This window comes from Cellulomonas terrae (assembly GCF_007990265.1).
Classification (GTDB): Bacteria; Actinomycetota; Actinomycetes; order Actinomycetales; family Cellulomonadaceae; genus Cellulomonas; species Cellulomonas terrae.
Map to the genome: position 1 here is coordinate 53,661 of NZ_BJWH01000004.1, position 18,147 is coordinate 71,807.

Below are 18,147 nucleotides of genomic sequence, written 5' to 3' on the forward strand. Positions count from 1 at the left end.
CGCTCGACCGTCCGCACCCCCGAGGAAGGCCCGAGATGACCACGGACGACGTCGTCCTGCGCAGACGCACCGGCACCCCGCTCACCTGGGTGCGCGGCGGCGGGCTGAGTGCGCTGGTCTTCGCCCTGCCCCTGCTCGTGATCTTCGGCGTGTTCTCGTGGCTGCCGATCGTCCGCGCGGTCGTGATGAGCTTCCAGAAGACGAACCTCATCACGACGTCGTGGGTGGGGCTGCAGAACTTCCAGAACGTGTTCGCGGACCCGCTGCTGCCGGTCGCGACGCGCAACACGCTCTGGTTCGCGCTGCTCGCGCTCGTGTTCGGCTACCCGATCCCGCTCGTCGCCGCGGTCCTCATGCGCGAGGTCCGCCGGGCGAAGGGTCTCTACTCGGCCCTGGCGTACCTGCCGGTCGTCGTGCCGCCGGTGGTCGCCGTCCTGCTGTGGAAGTTCTTCTACGACCCACGGCCCGAGGGCGTGTTCAACACGATCCTCGGCTGGGTCGGCATCCCGCCCCAACCGTGGCTGCAGAGCATGACGATGGCGATGCCGTCGCTCGTGCTCGAAGCCACGTGGGCGGCGGCCGGCGGCACCGTGATCATCTACCTCGCCGCGCTCACGGCCGTCCCGCCCGAGCTGTACGACGCGGCCGAGGTCGACGGCGCCGGCGTCTGGCGCAAGGTCTGGCACGTGCTGGTGCCGCAGCTGCGCGGGGTCCTGTTCGTCACGCTGATCCTGCAGGTCATCGGGACCGCACAGGTCTTCCTCGAGCCCTACCTGTTCACCGGCGGCGGCCCGGCCAACGCGACGGTGACGATCCTGCTGCTCATCTACCGCTACGCGTTCGGCAACAGCCTGGGCGGCAACTACGGCGAGGCCACCGCGCTCAGCCTGCTCCTCGCCGTGTTCCTCGCCGTCATGTCCCTCGTGTACTTCCGCCTGACTCGCCGTTGGAGCACCTCGTGACGACGACCTCGCGCCTCGGGCCCGCCAGCCCGCCGACCGTGCTCGACGCCGCAGCCGGCGAGGCGCCGGAAGCCACCCGTTCCGTCACGCGCGCGCGCCGCACCCGGAGGGTCTCGTCCGACGACGGTGACGACCGCAGCGCGGTCTCCGCCTCCGACTGGCGCCGTCCGTCCGTGCGGTGGACCCTCGGCCCGACGCACTGGCTGCTGCTCGTGCTCCTCGTCGTCTGGTGCGTCGGCCCGCTCCTGCTGCTCGCCAAGTTCGCCGTCACCCCGACGCAGGACATCCTGCGCACCCCGATGGCGATCTTCCCGAACGGCATCGCCTGGTCGAACCTCAGCGAGGCGTGGAACGACGTCCAGGTCAGCAAGTACTTCGTGAACACGATCGTGCTCGCCGCCGGTGCCTGGTTCAGCCAGATCCTCGTCGCGACGACCGGCGGCTACCTGCTGTCCGTCCTGCGACCGCGCTACGCCCGCGTGCTGCAGGCGGCCGTCCTGGCCACGCTGTTCGTGCCGGCGGTGGTGCTCCTCGTGCCGCTCTACCTGACCGTCCTGGACACCCCCGTGTTCCACACGTCCCTGGTCAACTCGTTCTGGGGCGTCTGGCTCCCCGCCGGGGCCAGCGCGTTCAACGTCGTGCTCGTCCAGCGCTTCTTCGACAACCTCCCGCGCGAGGTCTTCGAGGCGGCGCGCGTCGACGGCGCCGGTCCCTACCGGCTCTTCTGGTCGATCGTGCTGCCCATGAGCAAGCCGATCCTCGGCGTCGTGTCGATCTTCGCCGTCATCGCGTCGTGGAAGGACTTCCTCTGGCCGCTGCTGGTCCTGCGCAACCCCGACCTGCAGCCCCTGTCCGTCCGCCTGCCGTCCATCGAGGCGACCACCGACAAGGGCGTCCTCATGGCCGCCCTGGCCATCTCGACGCTCATCCCGATCGTGCTGTTCCTCGTGTTCCAGCGCATGTTCCTCCGGGGCGCCGGGCTCGGGGGAGCGGTCAAGGGCTGAGGTTTCTGACAGATCGTCCGGTCAATCTCACGGGCCGGTCGGGCCGCTCGCCGCGAGAGTGTCCGGCGCCCGGTGCGATGATCGTGCGGTGGCCCCCGACTCTGCCGTGCGCACCTCGCTGTCCTCGACCGACCTGAGCCCCGTCGCCCCCTACGACGCGCTGATGCTCTTCTCGTTCGGGGGGCCGAACGGCCCCGACGACGTCCTGCCGTTCCTGCGCAACGTCACGGCCGGGAAGAACATCCCCGACGAGCGGCTCGCGGCCGTGGCGGAGCACTACCACCACTTCGGCGGCGCCAGCCCGATCAACGGGCAGAACCTGGCGCTGCAGAAGGCGCTCGTCGACGAGCTCGCCCGGCGCGGGATCGACCTGCCCGTGGTGTGGGGCAACCGCAACTGGGAGCCGTACACGACCGACGCCCTGTCGGCCGCGTACGCGGACGGCGCCCGCCGGATGGTCGCGCTGGTCACCAGCGCCTACTCGTCGTACTCGGGCTGCCGGCAGTACCGGGAGAACCTCTGGGCGTCGCTCGAGGAGCTCGGCGTCGACGTCGGGGCCGGCGAGGGCGAGCACCCGCTGGCCGTCGACAAGGTGCGGTCGTACTTCAACCACCCGGGCTTCGTGCAGGCGAACGTGGACGCGGTGACGGAGGCCTTCGAGTCGATCGGCCGGGACGCACGCCTCGTGTTCGTCACGCACTCGATCCCCGACACGATGGAGGAGGCCTCGACGGTCTCCGGCGCGTCGTACAGCGCCCAGCACCTCGACGTCGCGGCCACGGTCGCCGCTGCGGTCGGGGAGCGACTCGGCCGCCCGGTGACGTGGGACCTCGCCTACTGCTCGCGCTCGGGCCCGCCCAGCCAGCCGTGGCTGGAGCCGGACGTCAACGACCACCTGACCGCGCTGGCCGCCGACGGTGTCGAGGCGGTCGTGCTCTCGCCGGTCGGGTTCATCTCCGACCACATGGAGGTCGCGTTCGACCTGGACACGGAGGCGCTCGAGACGGCGGCCGAGCTCGGACTCGTCGCGGTGCGCGCGGACACCGTCGGGACGCGGGAACCGTTCGTGCGTGGGCTCGTCGATCTGGTGCTCGAGCGGGCCTCGCTGGCCCGGGCGCTCGACGCGGGCCTCGGCGCGCCAGTCATGGAGCCGGGCGAGACGCCGGTCCCGGAGGCCACCGTCGGCGACCTGCCTGCGTTCCGGTCCCTGTGCGCTCCCGGGTGCTGCCGGATGCGCGCCGGCGAGGCCACCGGTACCCCTGCCGCCTGCTCGTCCGACCCCTGGTCCTGACACCTCTCTCCTGGAGCCCTTCGCGATGACGCACGACGCCGAGACCCTCAACGCCACCGTCCGGTACACGATGTGGACCGTCTTCGCGCTGGAAGAGGTGCTCCCCGAGGACGACGACGAGCGCGCCGAGCTCATCGCCGCAGCCCAGGCGGCCGTCGCCGACGACGGTCTGGTCATCCGGGGCTGGTACGACGTCGCGGGGCTCCGGGCCGACGCGGACCTCATGGTCTGGTGGCACGCCGAGACGATCGAGGAGGTGCAGGGCGCCTACCAGCGGCTCCGGGCCAGCGACCTCGGCCGTCACCTGCTGCCCGTGTGGTCCGTGGTGGGCCTGCACCGGCCCGCGGAGTTCAACCGGTCGCACGTCCCGGCGTTCCTGGCGGGTGAGCCGGCCGGCGACTACATGACGGTGTACCCGTTCGTGCGGTCGTACGACTGGTACGTGCTGCCCGAGGACGACCGCCGCCGGATGCTCGTCGAGCACGGTCAGGCCGCCCGCGGGTACGCCGACGTCCGGGCCAACACCGTGTCGGCGTTCGCGCTCGGCGACTACGAGTGGATCCTCGCGTTCGAGGCACCCGAGCTGCACCGCATCGTCGACCTGATGCGGGACCTGCGCGCCACCGACGCCCGCTTGCACGTGCGCGAGGAGGTGCCGTTCTACACGGGCCCGCGCGTGAGCCTGGAGACCTGGGCGGACCGCCAGCCCCGCGGGTGACATGATCGCCTGATGGTCGATCTGGCGGGGACGTGGCGGTTCACGGCGCTCGAGGGTGCCGACATCGACGGGGCGCTGCGCGCGACCCCGTTCCTGACCTTCGACGGTGACGGCCAGGTGTTCGGCCTCGCCGGCGTCAACCGGGTCCGGGGCACGTGGCGGCTGGACGGCCGGACGCTGTCGTTCGGTCCCGTCGTGTCCACGCTCATGGCCGGACCGCCGGACGCGATGACCCGCGAGCAGCAGGTCCTGCGCCTGCTGGGGGAGCCGTCGACGGTGTCGGCGCCGGACAGCGACACGCTCGAGCTCGACGGGGTCCTGCAGGCGCGCCTCGTCCGGGACCCGCACGCCGGTGACGAGCCGGCCTAGGCCGAGCTCGCGACGAGCACCAGTCGACCGGGGCGACCGGCCGCGCAGCCCGTCAGGCGGCGGCGACGTCCGACGACCAGCGCGCCGCCACCTGCTCCAGCGTGTGCACGCGGGTCGCCACGTCGTAGGCCGTCCCCGTGATCATCAGCTCGTCGGCGCCGGTCCGTTCGACGAGCGCGGCGAGCTCGTCGACCGCCCGGTCCGCGGTCGTCGCCACCTGCGTTCCCGGGACGCGCGCGAAGAAGTCCGCTGCTGCCGCGGGATCGAGGGCGTCGAGCTCGCGCGCGGCGTCCTCGGGGGACACGATCGGCCCGAGGGGCCGGCCGGTCCGCAGCGACAGGGCCATGACGCGGCTGGGTCCGGCCAGGTAGTGGGCCTCGTCGTCGGAGTCCGCGACGAGCACTGACGCCGACACCATGAGGCGCGGGTCGTCGAGGATCGGCGACGGACGGAACGCGCGGCGGTAGGCGTCGGCGGCCTGGAGCGTGTGGCCGGTGTTGAAGTGGTGGGCGTAGCTGAACGGCAGACCCAGCGACCCGGCGAGCTCCGCGCTGAACGTGCTGGACCCGAGCAGCCAGACCTGCGGCGACGACGTCGCGACGGGGGTGGCGGACAGCCGCGAGGCCCGCAGCGATCCGGCCCGGCCGGGCAGCTTCTGACCGAGCAGCGCCAGCACGTCGATGACCTCCGCCGGGAAGTCCTCGGCGCCGAGGCCCTCGACGGTACGGCGGAGGGCTGCGGCGGTCATGGGGTCGGCGCCGGGGGCGCGGCCGATGCCCAGGTCGATCCGCCCGGGGTGCAGCGCCTCGAGCATCGCGAACTGCTCCGCGACGACGAGCGTCGGGTGGTTCGGCAGCATGACTCCACCGGACCCGAGCCGGATGCGCTCCGTCGACGCCGCCAGGTGCGCGAGCAGGACGGCGGGGGACGTCGAGGCCACCGCGGGCATCGCGTGGTGCTCGGCCACCCAGAACCGTTCGTACGCGGCGGCGTCGGCGGTGCGGGCCAGCGCCGTCGTCGCGGCGAGCGCGTCACCGGAGGACTGGCCGACGGCCACGGGGGAGGTGTCGAGCACGGACAGGGGCACAGGGTTGCGACGGGTCACCTCGTCAGCAACACCTGTGCCCCGTCCCGTACTCCCGTACCTCAGGGGTAGAGGCCGCGGATCTGGTGCGCCTCGGCGACGCGCCGCACGCCGATCGTCAGCGCCGCGTCGCGCAACGAGATGCCCTCGGCGGTCGCCACGGCGGCCACGGCCCGGTGTGCGGTGACCATCCGGTGCTCCAGGCGGTCCTCGATCTCGCGCTCGGTCCACCAGTACGCCTGGTTGGCCTGCACCCACTCGAAGTACGACACGACCACACCACCGGCGTTGGCCAGGATGTCGGGCACGACGACCACGCCACGCTCGGCGAGCACCCGGTCGCCCTCGTGCGTCGTCGGGCCGTTGGCGGCCTCGACCACCCACCGCGCCTTGACGCGGCCGGCCGCCTCGGCGTCCAGCACCCCCTCGACCGCGGCCGGGATGAGCAGGTCGACGTCGAGCGCGAGGAGCTCCTTGTTGTCGATCGCCTCGCCGCCGTCGAAGCCGACGACGGTGCCCGTCGTCAGGACGTGCCGCTCCAGGGCCGCGATGTCGAGGCCCTCGCTGCGCATGACGCCGCCCTGCTCGTCGCTGACGGCGACCACCCGCGTGCCGGCGTCGTGCAGGAACCGGGACGCGTGCGACCCGACCTTGCCGAAGCCCTGCACCGCGGCGCTCACCTCGCGCAGCTGCACACCGGCGTCACCGAGGGCGGCGGCGGCCGCGTGCACGACGCCGCGCGACGTCGCGGTCGCCCGGCCGAGCGAACCACCGACGGCCAGAGGCTTGCCGGTCGTGACGGCGGGGATGGTGTAGCCCTGGTTCACGGAGTAAGTGTCCATGACCCAGGCCATCGTCTGCTCGTTGGTGCCGATGTCCGGCGCCATGATGTCGCGCTCGGGTCCGATGATCGGCATGATCTCGCTGGTGTAGCGCCGGGTGACCCGCTCGAGCTCCGCCTGGCTGTAGAGCCGCGGGTCGATGGTGACGCCACCCTTGGCGCCCCCGTACGGCACGTCGACGACGGCGCACTTCCACGTCATCCACATGGCCAGCGCCCGGACTTCGTCGACGTCGACGCCAGCCGAGTACCGCAGCCCGCCCTTCGCCGGTCCGCGGGAGATGTTGTGCTGCACGCGGTACCCGGTGAAGAGCTCGATCTGGCCGTCGTCCCGACGCAGGGGGACGGCGACGTTCATCTCGCGCCGGGGTGTGGCGAGCATGCGGTGGAGCCCCTCGGTGTAGCCGAGGATCTCGACTGCACCGGCAAGCTGTGCCTTGGCGGTGGCGAGGGGCGTGGTCTGCTGCGGGGTCTCCGCTGTGAGGTCCGTCACGTGCTCACTGTGGCACCACGCGCCCTCCGAGCACGTGAGGACCGACAGGCGAGCCGCGCGTGTCCGACCAGCGGGCAGGGGTCAGCAGATCTGCGCGTCGTCGATCGGCTTCACGACCGAGCCCCCGAGATGCCGCGAGTGGCGCGCGGGGACCAGCACGCAGGTGCCGAAGGTGCCGTTGAGGTACACGGCCTTGACGAAGATGTCCGTGTGCCGGCAGTTGTAGACGCGCACCGTGTAGTAGGTGGGGTGGTTGACGTAGACGCCGGTCAGCCACTTGCAGAAGGCCTCTTCGTTCTCGATCGTGGCGAAGGGCTGGACGACGCCGCCCGAGCCCCTCTGCACCTCGAGGAGCGCGGGGTCGAGCCGGTCGGCCGCGACCGCGGGCGTGCCGGCGACGACGCCACCGGCGAGGAGGGCCAGGGCGCTCAGACCGGAGAGCAGGGCGCGGCGGGTGCGTGCAGGTGTCGGCATGGGGTCTTCCCTCGGGGTCGACGTCGGCGTCGGCGTGCGGTGTGCGCTCACCCTGGCGACTGTCGTCACGGTGGTCAACCGGCATCCGAGCGACGGACGTCGCACGGACGGCGCTTGACAGCCAGACTGGGCGCAGGCCGGACCCGGCCCACGTGCACAGCGAGGTTCGGCCGCGACCCGGCCGGCAGGCGAAGGAGCAGCATGTCGACGACTGACGACGTCACCGAGGACGCCACCCGGCTGGCCCGGTCCTGGCTCTCGGCGACGGCGGAGGGCCAGACGGCCAAGGAACGACGCACCACGGGACGGCTGGCGGCCCTCGTCGCAGACCCGGCGGGCCTCGAGCTCGCGGTGCGGTTCGTGGACCGGGTGGCCCGTCCCCAGGACGTGCGGGTGGCGGCGCGCGAGCTCGCCCGCCTCACGTCGGGCGCCGCAGCGGGCTTCCTGGGTCCGCTCGACAGGGCGATGCTGGGCGCCGGCGCCCTCGTCGCCCCCGTGCTCCCCGACGTCGTCGTGCCGGCAGCCCGGGCGCGGCTGCGCAGCCTCGTCGGCCACCTCGTCGCCGACGACGGCCCCGGCCTGGCCGGGCACCTCGCCGCGACGCGGGCCGAGGGCTTCCGGCTCAACCTCAACCTGCTGGGTGAGGCCGTGCTGGGCGAGCGGGAGGCCACCGCCCGGCTCGCGCGCGTCACGGCACTGGTCGAGCGGCCGGACGTGGACTACGTCTCGGTCAAGGTCTCGGCCGTCGCCAGCCAGCTCTCCACGTGGGACACCGACGGCAGCGTCGACCGCGTGGTCGACCGGTTGCGTCCGCTGTACCTGACCGCGGCCCGGCACGGGACGTTCCTCAACCTCGACATGGAGGAGTACCGCGACCTCGCCCTCACGGTGCGGGTGTTCGAGCGACTCGTGTCGGACCCGGACCTCCTGGGCGCCGAGGCGGGCATCGTGCTGCAGGCCTACCTGCCGGACGCGGCCGACGCCCTGGACGAGCTGACGGCCATCGCGCACGCACGTCGCGCCGCCGGTGGCGCCCGCCTCAAGGTCCGCCTGGTCAAGGGCGCCAACCTCGCCATGGAGCAGGTCGAGGCCGAGCTGCACGGGTGGGCGCAGGCGCCGTACGGCTCCAAGGCGGAGGTCGATGCGGCCTACCTCCGGCTCGTCGACCGCTCCCTGGACCCCGCCCGGACGGCCGCGCTGCGGGTCGGCGTCGCCAGCCACAACCTGTTCCACGTCGCCGCGGCGCACCTGCTCGCGCAGCGCCGGGGGGTCGGCGAGGCGCTCGACGTCGAGATGCTCCAGGGCATGGCGCCGGCCCAGGCGCGTGCGGTGCGGGACGAGGTCGGCGCGGTGCTCCTGTACACGCCGGTGGTCGCCCGGCACGACTTCGACGTCGCGATCTCCTACCTCGTGCGCCGCCTGGAGGAGAACTCCGCGAGCCAGAACTTCCTGCACGCGCTCTTCGCGGAGGACGCCGCGATGGACGCCCAGGAGGAGGCGTTCCGCGTCGCCTTCCGCGACCGGGACGAGCCGTCGACCGCAGCGCGACGTGCGGCGCGACCGCCTGCCGACGCGGCCGGGTCGATCCCGTTCGCCAACACCCCCGACACCGATCCGGCCGTCGGGGTCGCCCGTGCCTGGGCTCGTGGCCTCGTGGCGCGGGACGTGCCGGTGCCGGACGGAGCGGTGACGGTGTCCACGACGGACGAGGTCGACGCGGTCGTCGCGCGAGCGGCCTCGGCGCTCCCCGGCTGGGCCGCGACACCGCCCGCGGACCGCGCCCGAGCACTCCACGCGGTCGCCGTCGCGCTGGAGGACGCGCGCGCGGACCTCGTCGCGACGATGGTCCACGAGACCGGCAAGACCGTCGCGGAGGCCGACCCGGAGGTCAGCGAGGCCGTCGACTTCGCCCGCTACTACGCCGACCGAGCGGCCGAGCTCGCCGACGGCACCGTCCCCGGCGCGGTGCACCGCCCCGCCGGCCTCACCGTCGTCACCCCGCCGTGGAACTTCCCGGTGGCGATCCCGGTCGGCTCGGTCCTGGCCTCGCTCGCCGCCGGGAGCCCGGTGCTGGTCAAGCCGGCGCCCCAGGCGCCGCGGTGCGGACAGGTCGCGATGGCCGCGATCCGGCGTGGGCTCGACGAGGCCGGGGCGCCCGGCGGCATCCTCACGGTCGTGCTGAGCCCCGAGGGAGACGTCGGGCGACGGCTGGTCACCCACCCCGACGTCGCCCGCGTCATCCTCACCGGCTCCATCGAGACCGCGCAGCTGTTCGCCGGCTGGCGGTCCGACCTCGACGTCCTCGCCGAGACCTCCGGCAAGAACGCGCTGGTCATCACGCCGTCCGCCGACGTGGACCTCGCCGTCGCCGACCTGGTGCGGTCCGCGTTCGGGCACGCCGGGCAGAAGTGCTCCGCGGCGTCCCTGGCGATCCTCGTCGGCTCGGCGGGCCGCTCCGACAGGTTGCGCCGCCAGCTCGCCGACGCCGTGGCGTCCCTGCGCGTCGGCCCGGCAACGGACCTCGGCACCTCCGTCGGCCCCCTGACCGAGCCCGCGTCCGGCAAGCTCCTGCGCGCCCTCACCACGCTCGACCCGGGGGAGTCGTGGCTGGTCGCCCCGCGGCAGCTGGACGAGGAGGGCCGCCTGTGGAGCCCCGGGGTGAAGCACGGCGTCGCACCCGGGTCGTGGTTCCACACCACGGAGTGCTTCGGTCCCGTGCTCGGCATCATGCGCGTCCAGACCCTCGACGAGGCGATCGACCTGCAGAACGCCGTCGCGTTCGGCCTCACCGGTGGGCTGCACTCCCTCGACGAGGGCGAGATCGAGCACTGGCTGGACCGCGTCGAGGTGGGCAACGCGTACGTCAACCGGCACATCACCGGGGCGATCGTGCAGCGCCAGCCGTTCGGTGGGTGGAAGGCGTCGACCGTCGGTCCCGGTGCCAAGGCCGGCGGACCGCACTACGTCGCGCAGATCGGAGACTGGCAGGACTCCGCCGACGTCCCGCAGGACGACGCCGCCTGGCTGGCCTGGGCCCAGGCAGACGACGCCCGCGTCTGGGCAGACGAGCTCTCGCGGGAGCACGACCCGTCCGGGCTGCGCGTCGAGTCCAACGTCCTGCGCTATCGGCGCGTCCCGCAGCTGACCGTCCGCACCGGCTCCGACGCTCCCGCCCGGGAGGTCGACCGCGTCTGCCATGCGGCACGGACCGCCGGGGTCCACGTGACGGTCAGCGATGTGTCCGGCGAGTCCCACGAGGCGTTCGCCGCGCGGGTCCGGTCCGGTGCGGTGACCGGCCGTATCCGGGTCGTCGGCTCGGCACCCGGCCTGCGCGACGCCGCGGCGACCCGCGTCGGCGAGGTCACCGTGCTCGACGGGCCCGTGCTCGCCAGCGGAGCGCGGGAGCTGCTCACGGTCGTGCGGGAGCAGGCCGTGAGCCGCACGCTGCACCGCTTCGGGCACGTGCCGCCCCCGACGGACTGAGACGTGCAGGAGGGCCCGGCGGGATGTCCCGCCGGGCCCTCCTGGGTCCCGCTACGCCGAGGCGCGGATGACGAGCTCCGGCGCGAAGATCAGTGGCGGCGACGGCGGCGCACCGTTCAGCTGGTCCAGGAGACGGGCGCCGGCAGCGCGAGCCATCGCGACGACCGGCTGGATCACGCTGGTCAGCGGGGGAGTGGTCGACGCCGCGACCCCGAGGTTGTCGTACCCGACGACGGCAACGTCCCCCGGGACGTCCTTGCCGTGCTCGGCCAGCACGCTGAGCGCACCGGCCGCCATCAGGTCGGACGCGATGAAGATCCCGTCGACGTCGGGGAACCGCGCGAGCAGCTCGCGGACGGCGATCGTGCCCGAGGCCATCGTGAAGTCCCCGCGCACCACCGCGTCGTCCGACATCCCCGCGGCCCGGATCGCGGTGCGCCAGCCGGTGAGCCGGTCGATGCCGGCAGACATGTCCGCCGGACCGGCGATCGTCGCGATGCGCCGGCAGCCCCGGTCGATGAGGCGCTGGGTGGCCAGCCGGCCACCCTCGACGTTGTCCGTGTCGACGTACTGGACGTCCCGCTCGTCCGCGGACAGCGGCCGCCCGACGAACACGTTCGGCACGCGACTGATCTGCAGCGCGCGGTCGAGCTCGTCGTTCGCGTGGTGCGACACGACGATCGCACCGTCGACGTGCCCGTTGCGCAGGTAGCGGACCGTGCGCTCGCTCTCGCCCGGACGGGCGATGACCAGCACGACCTGCATGTCCGAGTCCGCGAGCGAGCTGCTCAGCCCGTTCAGGGTGCCCGCGAAGAACGGGTCGGACAGAACCCGCTCGTCGGGCTCGGGCACCACGAGAGCGATCGAGTCCGTGCGCTTGGTGACCAGCGAGCGGGCAGCGCGGTTCGGGGTGTACCCGAGGTCGGTCACCGCGGCCTCGACCGAGGCGAGAGCCTCGGGAGACACACGCAGACCGCCGTTGATGGCGCGGGAGGCTGTTGAGCGTGAGACACCGGCGCGCTCGGCGACCTGCTCGAGCGTCGGCGCGGCGGGCCGCGCGGGGTCCACGTGGACCGGGATGTTGTCGACCACCGTTGGTCTTCCCTCCTGTGGCTGCCGAGGCAGCGATGACTAGCTGGTGATGGGAAAGGCGGGGTGCTGGGGTAGCACCCCGCCCTTCCCATCCGCCGGGCTCACGCCCGGGGCGTGCCACGAACAGTGTGCGCGGATCAGCCCTTGACGGCACCCTGCATGATGCCGGCGACGAGCTGACGCCCGGCGATGAAGAACAGGATGATGAGCGGGATCGTGGAGACGGTGACGCCCGCCATGATCAGCGACATGTCCTTGAAGTACGACGCCTGCAGCAGCTGGATGGCCACGGGCAGGGTCGGGTTCTGGTTGCCCAGGACGATGAACGGCCAGAAGAAGTTCGTCCACGAGGCGACGAACGTGAACAGGCCGAGCATGACGGCCGCGGGACGCGCCGCCGGCAGGGCGATGTGCCAGAACGTCCGGATCATCGACGCACCGTCGACGCGTGCGGCCTCGACGAGTTCGTAGGGCAGCGCCGACTCGAGGTACTGCGTCATCCAGAAGACACCGAACGCGGTGACCAGACCCGGGACGATGACCGCGATGAGCTTGCCGGTCCACCCGAACTCGGACATCAGGATGAACAGCGGGACGATGCCCAGCTGCGTCGGCACGGCGGTCGTGGCGATGACGAACACGAGCAGGGCGTTGCGCCCACGGAAGCGCAGCTTGGAGAAGGAGAACCCGGCGAGCGTCGAGAACAGCACCACGGACAGCGAGGTGACGACGCCCACGATGATCGAGTTCGACAGCGCCTTCCAGAACTGGATGTCGCCGTTGAGGACCTTGCCGACGTTGGTGAAGAACTCGCCCTGCGGGATGAGCGACGGGATCGGGTTCTGCGCGATGTAGACCGAGTTCGACGACGCCAGCAGGAAGGCGTAGTACAGCGGAGCGATCGCCAGGACCACCGCGATGCCCAGCAGGGTGTACGTGACCCAGCCCGGGCGGCGATCGGAGCCCGCCGCCGTCGAGCGGCTGCGGCCGGCGGCACGAGCGGCACCGCGGCCGGCGGTCTGCCGGATGACCGGCAGCGAGGGGGCGCTCATCGGGAAACCTTCTTCCGCTTGGTCGTCGACGAGTCGGACGAGATCTTGCGCGTGATCGAGAAGTTGATGATGCCGATGATCACGATGATGAGGAACAGGATCCATGCGACCGCGGACGCACGTCCGAAGCTCTTCTGGTTACCCCAGCCGAGCTCGTAGATGTACATGGTCGCCGTCATCCACTGGCGGCTCGGGCCACCCTGGCCGGTCTGGTCGAACAGACGCGGCTCGTCGAAGATCTGCAGGCCACCGATGGTCGACGTGATGACCACGAAGATGATCGTGGGGCGCAGCATCGGGATGGTGACGGAGAAGAACTGCCTCACGCGCGTGGCACCGTCCAGGACGGCCGCCTCGTACAGGTCCTTCGGGATCGCCTGCATCGCGGCGAGCAGGATCAGCGTGTTGTAGCCGGTCCAGCGGAAGTCGACCATCGTCGCGATCGCGATGTGGCTGGGCAGGACCTGCGCGTGCCAGCCGATCGGGTCGATCCCGACGTAGCCGAGGACCGTGTTGATGAGGCCGGACTTGTCGGCGAAGAGCTTGCCGAAGATGAGGCTGACCGCGACGGGCGCGACGACGTAGGGCAGCAGCACGCCCATGCGCCAGAAGGTGCGTGCACGCAGGTTCGCGTCGAGGAGCGCCGCGAGCACGATCGCGATGGTCAGCTGCGGGACGGTCGACAGGAAGAAGATGCTGAAGGTGTTGCGCAGGCTCTTCCAGAAGTTGGGCTCCTGGACGACGAAGAGGTAGTTCTCGAAGCCGACGAAGGCACCCTTGCCCCCGATCAGGTTCCAGTCGTGGACGGACACGTAGGCCGTGTACACGAGGGGGAACAGACCCGTCAGGGCGAAGAGGATGAAGAACGGCGAGATGTAGAGGTACGGCGAGACCTTGACGTCCCAGCGACCGAGGGTCTGGCTGAAGCCGACCCGACGCGGGGCGCGCTCGGGGTCGCGCAGGCGACCGCTGTCGAGCTGAGGTGGGGTGGTGGAGGTGGCCATCAGGTGTCCTTCGTGGCGGTGGTCAGGAGCCTACGCTGGCAGGGCCGGGCCGATGGATTGACCCATCGGCCCGGCCCTGTGGCGTGCGTCAGCCGAGCGCGTTGACCGCGGCGACGAAGGTGTCCCACTGTGCGGCGGGGTCACCGCCGTTGACGTCGACCTCGGTCAGGGCCGACTGCATCGCGTCGTTGACGGCGAAGTAGTTCGGGCCCTTGAACGGGGCGATGATGCCCTTGGCGCGGTTGGCCAGGATCTGGCCGGCCGGGGCGTTGTTGAAGAACGCGTTCGTGGAGCTGAGCAGCTCGTCCGAGGCGAGCGCCTCGACCTGGCTCGGGAACGTGCCCTTGTTCTTGTACGCCTGGATCTGCTGCTCCGGGGCGGTGAGCCACGCGGCGAGCTTCTTGGCCTCCTCGGCGTGCTTGCTCTGCGCGGGGACGGTCAGGAACGAGCCGCCCCAGTTGCCGGCGCCGCCGGGGAAGACGTCCGCGATGTCCCAGCCGGTCACGCCGGCCGAGTTGCCCTCGATGACACCGAGCATCCAGCCCGGGGCCAGCATGGTCGCGAAGCCGTCCGTCTGGAACGAGGCGGTCCAGTCGTCGCTCCACTGGCCGAGGTGCGCCGACAGGTTGTCGGTGACGGAGGCGGTGGTGACGGCGTCGTAGATCGCCTTCACCTCGGGGTTCTCGGCGGCGATGATCGTGCCGTCGTTCTCCTCGTAGGCGTTCTCGACCTGGTTGATCATGCCCTGGTAGATGGCACCGGCAGCGTCGAAGAACGGCTTGCCCGTGGCCTCGGTGTAGCGCTTGCCGAACGCGAAGTAGTCCTCCCACGTGGCGTCGGCGCCACCGAGCTCGGCAGCGACCTCCTCACGGGTGGAGGGCAGGCCGGCCGCGGCGAGCAGGTCGCCGCGGAACGCGATGGCCTCCGGGCCGATGTCCGTGCCGTAGCCGAGCAGGATGCCGTCGGGCGTCGTGGCCTGCGCGACCTTCCAGTCGAGCCAGCGGCCCTCGAGGGCCGGGTCCGTCAGGTCGGTGAACTTCTCCGGGTACTGCATGAGCTCGGGGAGCCAGTCGATCTCGATCATCTCGATGTCCGAGGCGCCCGAACCCGACGCGAGACGCGTGTTCAGGTTGTCGCGGGCCTCGTTCGAGGTCGCGGCCTTCTTGTTCTCGATCGTGATGCCGGGGTTCTCGGCCTCGTACGCGGCGAACATCTCGTCCGTGTAGCCGGGCTCGTTGAACGTGCCGAGCGTCAGGGTGATGTTCTCGGATCCGCCGTCGGAACCGTCGTCGCTGGGCGTCTCCGCGTTGCCGGAGCAAGCGGTGGCGAGGAGGGCGATGCCCGTGACCCCCGCCGCGGCCGCCCACATCTTGCTGGTGGTCTTGCGCACTGTGACTCCCTTGTCAGTCGGACGGCGTCCTCGCCGTACCCCTAGGGCACCCGTCGTCCGCCCGCGGAAAGGGGGCGTGCGAACATCGGGTTGGGCCGTGTGGACCCGGCGCGGTCACGTTCCCTTCCGCAGTGATTGCGGGAGCGTTCCCACGCGCTGCGGAGTACTGTCGTCGGCGCCTCACCGAGTGTCAAGGACGGTGAGTGGGGGAAATGCCGTGGTAGCGATCCCACACCAGCGTTTCTGCAGGTCAGAGCAATATGGACATCGGTCCGTGTTACCGAATCGTTACGGCTGCGGAGCCTGTCCGTAACCATCGCCCGAGCCGCCGCCCCGACCGTCGATCCACTCGCGCGCGACGCCCTGCTCGACCTCCAGCGCGGACCGGATCGCGCCGGCCGCCGCCTGCTCGATCGCGGACGCGAAGAGCGGCACCGTGGCGCGGAGCTCGCCGTCGTAGGTGACCGTCGTCGAACCGGCGCCGGTCGGGGTCAGGGCGGTGCGCCCGCTGAGCCGGACAGGGGCGCCGGCGATCTCCACGACGACGGTCCCGACGCGTGACCCGTCGGGCGCGGGCGCCTCCCACGCCTCGACCTGCCGCACGTCGATCCGGGTGCCGACGAAGCCCCGCAGGTGGGCGGGGATCTGGTCGGTGGGCAGCGCGCGCCGGGTCGTCACCGTGAACGCGTCGTCCGCCGACCCGGTGATGTCCACGTGCTGCTCGAGAGCGCCGCTCGCGCGGACCTTCTGGTGCACGTACTCCGGGTCTGCCAGGAGCGACGCCGCGGCGTGCGCATCCGTCGGGAGGTCGAGAGTCACGCTCAGTCGCACGGTGGGTCCTTCGGTGATCGAGTCGGTGGGTCAGAGGCTATCCGCCCACGTCCTGACCGTCCTGCTCATCACCGGTCCGCCGCCACCTACCCTGGTGCCCGTGTCCACGCTGAGCACCCTCGCCGCTCGATACGCCGCGCTCGATGCTCAGGACCTGGAGTGGCTGCACCTCCTGGTCGGGGACTGGCAGGTGCTGTCCGACCTCGCGTTCGCCGACCTCGTGCTGTGGCTGCCCACGACGGACGGCGACTTCGTCGCGATCGCCCAGGCCCGCCCCTCGACCGGCGCGACCGTCCACTACGACGACGTCGTCGGGTCGAGCGCCCCGGAGGGCCAGCGGCCTCAGCTGCAGCGGTCGCTGGACGAGCGCGCCGCGCAACGCTCCCGCGAGCCGCGCTGGTTCGGGTCGTACGCGGTGCGCGAGGAGGCCGTGCCCGTGGTGCGCAGCGGCAAGGCGATCGCGGTGCTCGCGCGCCAGACCAACCTCGGTGGCGCGCGCACGCCCAGCCGGCTCGAGCTCAACTACGTCGAGGCGGCTGACGACGTCTTCGCGATGGTCGGTCGTGGGGAGTACCCGGCGCCCGACGCCCCCACCGGACCACGCCGCGGAGCCCCCCGTGTCGGGGACGGGCTGGTCCGTCTCAACTCCGAGGGCGAGGTCCTCTACGCGAGCCCCAACGCCCTGTCCTGCTTCCACCGGCTCGGTGTCGTCGGCGACCTCGTCGGGCGGTCGCTGGTCGAGGTGACCGCCGAGCTGATCGAGCAGCACGACACCGTCGACGAGTCGATGCCGCTCGTGCTGATGGGGCGGGCGCCCTGGCGTGTCGACGTCGAGGCCCGCGGCGTCGCGCTGTCGCTGCGCGCGGTCCCGCTGACCGAGCACGGCCAGCGGGTCGGCGCCGTGCTGCTGTGCCGCGACGTCTCGGAGCTGCGGCGCCGGGAGCGCGAGCTCATCACCAAGGACGCCACGATCCGCGAGATCCATCACCGGGTGAAGAACAACCTCCAGACCGTCGCGGCCCTGCTGCGGCTCCAGTCCCGGCGCGTGGCGTCCCCCGAGGCCAAGGAGGCGCTCGGCGAGGCGATGCGCCGGGTCGCCACGATCGCGCTCGTGCACGAGACCCTGTCGCAGACGCTCGACGAGAGCGTGCCGTTCGACGATCTCGTCGGCCGCAGCCTGCGGCTCGCCGCGGACGTGGCGACCGAGGGTGCGCACGTGCGCACCCTCGTCCGGGGCTCGTTCGGCTCGATCCCCGCGGAGGACGCCACGGCGCTCGCGCTCATCCTGACCGAGCTGGTGACCAACGCGGTCGAGCACGGGTTCGAGGGGCGGGAGTCGGGGACGGTCGAGGTGATCGTCGAGCGGCAGGACGACGCGCTGCGGGTCGAGGTGGCCGACGACGGCTCCGGGCTGCCGACCGAGCGCGGGGCCGGGACCGGGCTCGGGACGCAGATCGTGTCGACCCTGGTGACCAACGAGATGCGCGGCACGATCGAGTGGGCGAGCCGGGAGGGCGGCGGGACGTCCGTGGTCATCGAGGCCCGGTTGCGTGGGCCCCGGGACGCCGCGGCTCTGATCTGAGCCTGCCGTCCCGTCGCCGGACGCGACTCGGCCCCGCGGCGCGGTGCGCGGCGGGGCCGGGTACGGGGTGGAGCGAGGTCAGCCGGCGCGACGCTGGCGCGCGGTCCGACGCTTGAGCGCGCGGCGCTCGTCCTCGGAGAGACCGCCCCAGACGCCCGCGTCCTGACCGGTCTCGATGGCCCACTTCAGGCACGTGTCGACGACGGGGCAGCGTCGGCAGACGGCCTTCGCCTCGTCGATCTGCAGCAGGGCGGGGCCGGTGTTCCCGATGGGGAAGAACAGCTCCGGGTCCTCGTCGAGACACGCTGCGCGGTGGCGCCAATCCATGAGTTCTCTCCTAGGCACACGTCGAGGGGCGCCCGGGGTCAGGGCGCGCGAGTCTGGACGCGAGATCGGGGGTGGGGGACGTACTGCATCAAGGCTCGCACCGGTCCGGGAACTCCACAAGGGTTACGGGGAGGTTTCGTATCAGTAACG

16 protein-coding genes are annotated in these 18,147 nt (G+C 71.9%); 7 read left to right on the plus strand and 9 right to left on the minus strand.

The window, feature by feature from the left end:
* Positions 1-35: 35 nt before the first annotated feature.
* From CTE05_RS05815 to CTE05_RS05835, 5 genes are all read left to right on the plus strand, one after another.
* Entirely contained in the window at positions 36-962 is a 927-nt protein-coding gene (locus CTE05_RS05815) for a carbohydrate ABC transporter permease (protein ID WP_186814753.1), read from the plus strand.
* Positions 959-1,966, plus strand: coding sequence for a carbohydrate ABC transporter permease (locus tag CTE05_RS05820; protein WP_371863351.1), 1,008 nt, complete (start codon positions 959-961; stop codon positions 1,964-1,966). The genes CTE05_RS05815 and CTE05_RS05820 overlap by 4 nt, the downstream gene beginning before the upstream one ends.
* 163 nt (positions 1,967-2,129) lie before the next feature.
* Entirely contained in the window at positions 2,130-3,257 is a 1,128-nt protein-coding gene (locus CTE05_RS05825) for a ferrochelatase (protein WP_146845322.1), read from the plus strand.
* Positions 3,258-3,282: 25 nt separating this feature from the next.
* Complete coding sequence (gene hemQ, locus CTE05_RS05830; protein WP_146845180.1) at positions 3,283-3,975, plus strand: hydrogen peroxide-dependent heme synthase; 693 nt, start codon at positions 3,283-3,285, stop codon at positions 3,973-3,975.
* A 12-nt stretch (positions 3,976-3,987) separates the two neighbouring features.
* Positions 3,988-4,344, plus strand: coding sequence for an META domain-containing protein (locus tag CTE05_RS05835; RefSeq protein ID WP_146845181.1), 357 nt, complete (start codon positions 3,988-3,990; stop codon positions 4,342-4,344).
* A 52-nt stretch (positions 4,345-4,396) separates the two neighbouring features.
* Here the strand turns inward: CTE05_RS05835 and CTE05_RS05840 are convergent, their stop codons facing one another.
* The 3 genes from CTE05_RS05840 to CTE05_RS05850 form a co-directional block, all read right to left on the minus strand.
* Complete coding sequence (locus CTE05_RS05840) at positions 4,397-5,449, minus strand: LLM class flavin-dependent oxidoreductase (protein ID WP_246123321.1); 1,053 nt, start codon at positions 5,447-5,449, stop codon at positions 4,397-4,399.
* A gap of 41 nt (positions 5,450-5,490) precedes the next feature.
* The gene (locus tag CTE05_RS05845) at positions 5,491-6,762 is read right to left on the minus strand and encodes a Glu/Leu/Phe/Val family dehydrogenase (protein ID WP_146845182.1); all 1,272 of its coding nucleotides are present in this window, start codon (positions 6,760-6,762) and stop codon (positions 5,491-5,493) included.
* 81 nt (positions 6,763-6,843) lie between these two features.
* The gene (locus CTE05_RS05850) at positions 6,844-7,236 is read right to left on the minus strand and encodes a hypothetical protein (protein ID WP_146845183.1); all 393 of its coding nucleotides are present in this window, start codon (positions 7,234-7,236) and stop codon (positions 6,844-6,846) included.
* A gap of 201 nt (positions 7,237-7,437) precedes the next feature.
* Between CTE05_RS05850 and CTE05_RS05855 the strand changes: the two genes are divergently transcribed.
* Positions 7,438-10,719 carry a bifunctional proline dehydrogenase/L-glutamate gamma-semialdehyde dehydrogenase gene (locus CTE05_RS05855; RefSeq protein ID WP_146845184.1) on the plus strand — a complete coding sequence of 1,094 codons (3,282 nt, stop codon included), beginning with the start codon at positions 7,438-7,440 and terminating at the stop codon, positions 10,717-10,719.
* A gap of 51 nt (positions 10,720-10,770) precedes the next feature.
* Here CTE05_RS05855 and CTE05_RS05860 read toward each other — a convergent pair whose 3' ends face one another.
* From CTE05_RS05860 to CTE05_RS05880, 5 genes are all read right to left on the minus strand, one after another.
* Complete coding sequence (locus CTE05_RS05860; RefSeq protein ID WP_146845185.1) at positions 10,771-11,811, minus strand: LacI family DNA-binding transcriptional regulator; 1,041 nt, start codon at positions 11,809-11,811, stop codon at positions 10,771-10,773.
* A gap of 137 nt (positions 11,812-11,948) precedes the next feature.
* Positions 11,949-12,863, minus strand: coding sequence for a carbohydrate ABC transporter permease (locus tag CTE05_RS05865; protein ID WP_146845186.1), 915 nt, complete (start codon positions 12,861-12,863; stop codon positions 11,949-11,951).
* Positions 12,860-13,867, minus strand: coding sequence for a carbohydrate ABC transporter permease (locus CTE05_RS05870; RefSeq protein ID WP_146845187.1), 1,008 nt, complete (start codon positions 13,865-13,867; stop codon positions 12,860-12,862). Before CTE05_RS05870 ends, CTE05_RS05865 begins: the two co-directional genes overlap by 4 nt.
* Before the next feature lie 88 nt (positions 13,868-13,955).
* Positions 13,956-15,257: an ABC transporter substrate-binding protein gene (locus CTE05_RS05875; protein WP_246123323.1), complete on the minus strand. Its 1,302-nt coding sequence runs from the start codon at positions 15,255-15,257 to the stop codon at positions 13,956-13,958.
* A gap of 288 nt (positions 15,258-15,545) precedes the next feature.
* Positions 15,546-16,088 (minus strand): DUF2505 domain-containing protein, encoded by a 543-nt coding sequence (locus tag CTE05_RS05880; RefSeq protein WP_146845188.1) that lies wholly within the window; start codon positions 16,086-16,088, stop codon positions 15,546-15,548.
* A 100-nt stretch (positions 16,089-16,188) separates the two neighbouring features.
* Between CTE05_RS05880 and CTE05_RS05885 the strand changes: the two genes are divergently transcribed.
* Positions 16,189-17,670: a sensor histidine kinase gene (locus tag CTE05_RS05885; RefSeq protein ID WP_146845189.1), complete on the plus strand. Its 1,482-nt coding sequence runs from the start codon at positions 16,189-16,191 to the stop codon at positions 17,668-17,670.
* A gap of 78 nt (positions 17,671-17,748) precedes the next feature.
* Here the strand turns inward: CTE05_RS05885 and CTE05_RS05890 are convergent, their stop codons facing one another.
* Positions 17,749-17,997 (minus strand): WhiB family transcriptional regulator, encoded by a 249-nt coding sequence (locus tag CTE05_RS05890; RefSeq protein WP_055912771.1) that lies wholly within the window; start codon positions 17,995-17,997, stop codon positions 17,749-17,751.
* Between the last annotated feature and the right edge of the window lie 150 nt (positions 17,998-18,147).